This is a genomic window from uncultured Maritalea sp. (assembly GCF_937139385.1).
Classification (GTDB): Bacteria; Pseudomonadota; Alphaproteobacteria; order Rhizobiales; family Devosiaceae; genus Maritalea; species Maritalea porphyrae_A.
In genome coordinates this window covers 1-4,018 of record NZ_CAKZPW010000354.1, presented here as the reverse complement: position 1 = coordinate 4,018, position 4,018 = coordinate 1, and the positions used below count along the sequence as shown (strand labels likewise).

At 50.5% G+C, this 4,018-nt stretch carries 4 protein-coding genes; all 4 read left to right on the top strand.

Going from position 1 to position 4,018, the window contains the following annotated elements; genetic code table 11:
* A partial coding sequence (locus Q0231_RS14395) for a LamG-like jellyroll fold domain-containing protein (protein WP_299348487.1) occupies positions 1 to 365 on the top strand: 365 nt, incomplete at its 5' end.
* A gap of 14 nt (positions 366 to 379) precedes the next feature.
* On the top strand, positions 380 to 1,309 hold the full coding sequence (gene argF, locus Q0231_RS14390; protein WP_269392748.1) for an ornithine carbamoyltransferase: 930 nt from the start codon (positions 380 to 382) through the stop codon (positions 1,307 to 1,309).
* A complete protein-coding gene (locus tag Q0231_RS14385; RefSeq protein ID WP_299348484.1) occupies positions 1,309 to 2,310 on the top strand; it encodes an Hsp33 family molecular chaperone in 1,002 nt (333 codons plus the stop codon). Before argF ends, Q0231_RS14385 begins: the two co-directional genes overlap by 1 nt.
* A 111-nt stretch (positions 2,311 to 2,421) precedes the next feature.
* The gene (locus Q0231_RS14380) at positions 2,422 to 3,936 is read left to right on the top strand and encodes an efflux RND transporter periplasmic adaptor subunit (RefSeq protein ID WP_299348481.1); all 1,515 of its coding nucleotides are present in this window, start codon (positions 2,422 to 2,424) and stop codon (positions 3,934 to 3,936) included.
* Positions 3,937 to 4,018 lie beyond the last annotated feature (82 nt).

The window sequence follows — 4,018 nt, the reverse complement described above, 5'->3', positions numbered from 1 at the left end:
GAAATACCAATGTCTGTGACGGATTATGGCATCATGCTGTTTTTACTTTAGACTCATCAATGAACAAGGCCAAATTGTACCTAGATAACATATGCATTGATTCTACATCATTGGGGACATATGCTGGCTTCAGTGGAAACAACGTGCTAGGATTAGGTACGTTTCTTAATAAAAACGGAGTGCCAGATGGAGGATCCTCAGATGGAAACCCTTTACCACCCAGTTGTTATAAGGGCAATATAGACGACTTAAAAATTTATTCTAAAGGATTGTCAAAAACTGAAGTAGACACTCTTTATAATGAGCAACCAGTTGCTTCAGTTAGAGAGCTTTCTAAAATTCAGTTTCAAGTTTCAGTTCATTGAAGAGGACGGTCGTTATGACAACGACAGCAGTAAGACATTTTCTAGATATCAAAGACTTCTCAAAAGAAGAACTTCGTAAAATCCTAGATCTCGCCACCGCGATTAAAACTAAGCTCAAAGCAGGCGAAGAAACCCCTTTGCTGAAGGGCAAAATCCTGGCGATGATTTTTGATCGCGAGAGCACCCGCACCCGCGTTTCGTTTGATGTGGGCATGCGCCAATTGGGTGGTCAGACCTTGATGCTGACCGGCCAAGAAATGCAATTGTCGCGCGACGAAACCATCGCCGACACCGCTCGCGTCATGTCGCGCTATGTGGATGCAATTATGATCCGCTTGCTCAACCATGATGATTTGTTAGAGCTTGCTAGTGCAGGTTCTATTCCCGTCATCAATGGTCTCACACGCATGTCGCATCCGTGCCAAATCATGGCGGACATTATGACGTATGAAGAGCACCGTGGCCCCGTTGACGGCATCAAAATCGCATGGCTTGGCGACAGCAACAATGTGCTCGCTTCTTGGGTGCATGCGGCGGATATTTTGGGCTGCACCTTGAATATTGCATGTCCCGAACAATATAGCCCTGATCAAGGCATGCAGGCAGACATCGCCAATGCAAATGGTCGCATCAAAGTATTGCGTGATCCAGCAGAAGCGATCAAAGACGTTGATTTGGTCATTACAGATACTTGGGTATCGATGGGCGATTTGGATGCAAATATTCGCCGCGAAAACCTTGCGGACTATCGGGTAACCGAAGAACTTATGGCAAAAGCAAAGCCAGATGCTTTGTTTATGCATTGTTTGCCCGCCCACCGTGGTGACGAAGTCACCTCAGGGGTAATGGATGGCCCTCAGTCAGTTGTTTTTGACGAAGCAGAAAACCGTCTGCATGCGCAAAAAGCAGTATTGGCTTGGGTATTTGGAATTGAGGAGCTCTAATGAGCGAAGAATTTATGAAGGCAGTTGGCCTTGATCGCCCAGAAAGTGGCGATGATACGGTGCTGCCATTTGCTGTTGAGGCATTGGACATTCGCGGGCGTTCTGTGCGTCTTGGCGAAGCAATCGATCAGATATTGCGCCGCCACAATTACCCAACACCCGTTGCGCGCGTGTTGGGTGAAGCGGTTGTTCTGGCTTCATTGATTGGCTCTTCTCTGAAGTTTGAAGGTCGCTTTATCCTGCAGACCCAAACCGATGGTCCGGTCAATCTGATCGTTGTGGACCTACAAACCCCTAATGGTATTCGCGGCTATGCGCGTTTTGACGAGCAAGCTTTGTCTGAAGCCGCCAAACAGGGCAAACTTGCCCCCGCCGAATTGTTGGGCAAGGGCACATTGGCCATGACCATCGATCAGGGTGAACATACGTCGCGCTACCAAGGCATTGTGGCCTTGGATGGTGCGGGCCTTGAAGCGGTGGCGCACAACTACTTCCAGCAATCAGAGCAAATTCCTACGCGGGTGCGTTTGGCCGTTGCGCAAATGCAAAACAAAGGCGACCTGCAACCTCAGTGGCGGGCTGGCGGCGTTTTGGTGCAACATTTGCCCGAACATGGCGGCCGCACCATGCCGGACTTGCCCGGCGATGGTGATCACGAAAATCCTCAAACATCTGACGATAGCTTTAAAGACGAAAACAGTTGGGTTGAAGCGCGGGCATTGGTCGAAACCATTGACGATCTTGAACTGGTGGAGCCTGATCTATCTTCAGAACGCTTGTTGTTCCGCCTGTTCCACGAACAAGGCGTACGCGTTTTTGAGCCAATGGACATGGTGGAAAAATGCGGCTGTGACGCAGACAAAATCGAATTGATGTTGTCCCAGTTCTCTAAAGACGACATTGTTTCCATGATTAAAGACGATGAGATCGAAGTCACCTGTGAGTTCTGCTCAACACAATATTTCTTTAATCCGAACATGTTCGGCATAAACGAAGACTGATCCAAGCAACCGGCTCGACCGTAACCTTTCCAAAGTTTCATTTGTTGTAATCACCATCGGCGATTACCATCTGCAAATATTGGAATTGGGAAATTGGACGGGCCGGTACACATGCTGCATAAAACAAGTGAAGACAAGGCAACAGACCAAGTTGCACCACCCCCAAAGCGCCGCCGTGTCTCAATCTTTGGCGTCCTATTTCGCATCATTCTCGCAATTGCAATTCTCGGCGGGGCGGGATTTTATGCCCAAATGATGATTGCGGACCGCCCTGAGCCGCCAAAACGAGAGCCACGCGAGCGCACATTCACCGTGCAATCACAGCCCGCTCAATATGCAAATTACCAACCCAATCTAACCTACTTTGGTGAAGTGCTCGCCGCGAGCAGCTTAGACATTCGATCCCAAGTTGCGGGCAAAGTCTTACAAGTTGAACCCGGCCTTGCTGTGGGCGGCGAAGTGGCCAAGGGTACATTGCTCGCCACGATCGATGATTTTACCTATCGCGGTGCGCTAACAGAAGCGGAGGCCAGTCTCGCCGAAGCAAAATTTGCCATCGCCGAAGCCAAAGAACGCTTGGCTCTTGAAGGGGCGAACCTGGACTTCGTGCGCAGCCAATACGATTTGTCGATTAGAGACTTAGAACGCGCCAAGTCGCTTTTTGCGGCGGGCTCAATTACCGAAAAAACATTGGATGACCGCGAGTTGCTTGTGTCCCAACGCCAGCAGGCCGTTATTCAACGCGAAAGCAACATCGTTGTTCAACAGGCCCAACTGGACCGACAAACGGCCTCGCTGGAACGTATTGAATGGCAAGTAGAGCGCGCGCAGCGCAATCTAGAAGACACAAAGATTTACGCGCCGTTCAACGGCATAATAACCGCAAAGAATGTTGATGAAGGCCGCGTTGTATCCAACAATGAAGTGCTGATTTCGCTCTATGAGGCTTCTGCCTTAGAAGTCGGTTTCACCATGTCAGATCAGCAATATGGTCAATTGGTAACCGATGGTCTGATCGGCCGCACGATCTCTGTGGAGTGGGAAGTTGAACCCGAACCCATCCTGACCCAAGCCACAATCACCCGCGTTGGCGCTCAAGTAGATGCCACCAAAGGCGGCGTTGAAGTTTTTGCTCAAATTGAAGGTGATAACAACAGAACATTGCGGCCAGGCACATTCGTTAAAATCCTTGTGCCCGGCTTGTCTTATGATCGCGTCTTGCGCATCCCAGAGGCGGCAATTTATGACAATTCATATGTCTATGTCGCCATAGATGACCGCATGTCTCGGCGGGACGTTGAAATTGTGGCCCGCGATGGGGCGCATCTGCTGGTTGCCGGGCGCATTCGCCCCGATACGCCAATCATTACCACCCGCATTGCCCAAGCGGGGGAAGGGGTTGCCATTGTCAACGAGGGTGAACCCGCTCCAAGTCCGTTCGCACGGCCAATTGCTGGGCAGCGCCAACAAGGCGATAATGGACAGGGTCAGAACGCTGAAGGGCGCCCAGAAGGTGCGCAGCCCGGCCAAGGCCAGCGTCCACAAGGGCAAGGCAATCCAAATCGTCCCAACCGCCGCCAAGGAAATGGTGAAGCGGGTGGCATAACCACAGATTCGAGCAACTAAGATGCAAAACCCACGCGCCAAAAGCCTGCTTGAGATCTTCGTACGCCACAAAAACGCCGCCAATCTTTTGATGGTATTGCTA

What these genes read in the sequence shown, in the direction of transcription:
- argF (WP_269392748.1), top strand. Translation starts at nt 380, where the DNA reads ATGACAACGACAGCAGTAAGACATTTTCTAGATATCAAAGACTTCTCA.
- Q0231_RS14385 (WP_299348484.1), top strand. Translation starts at nt 1,309, where the DNA reads ATGAGCGAAGAATTTATGAAGGCAGTTGGCCTTGATCGCCCAGAAAGT.
- Q0231_RS14380 (WP_299348481.1), top strand. Translation starts at nt 2,422, where the DNA reads ATGCTGCATAAAACAAGTGAAGACAAGGCAACAGACCAAGTTGCACCA.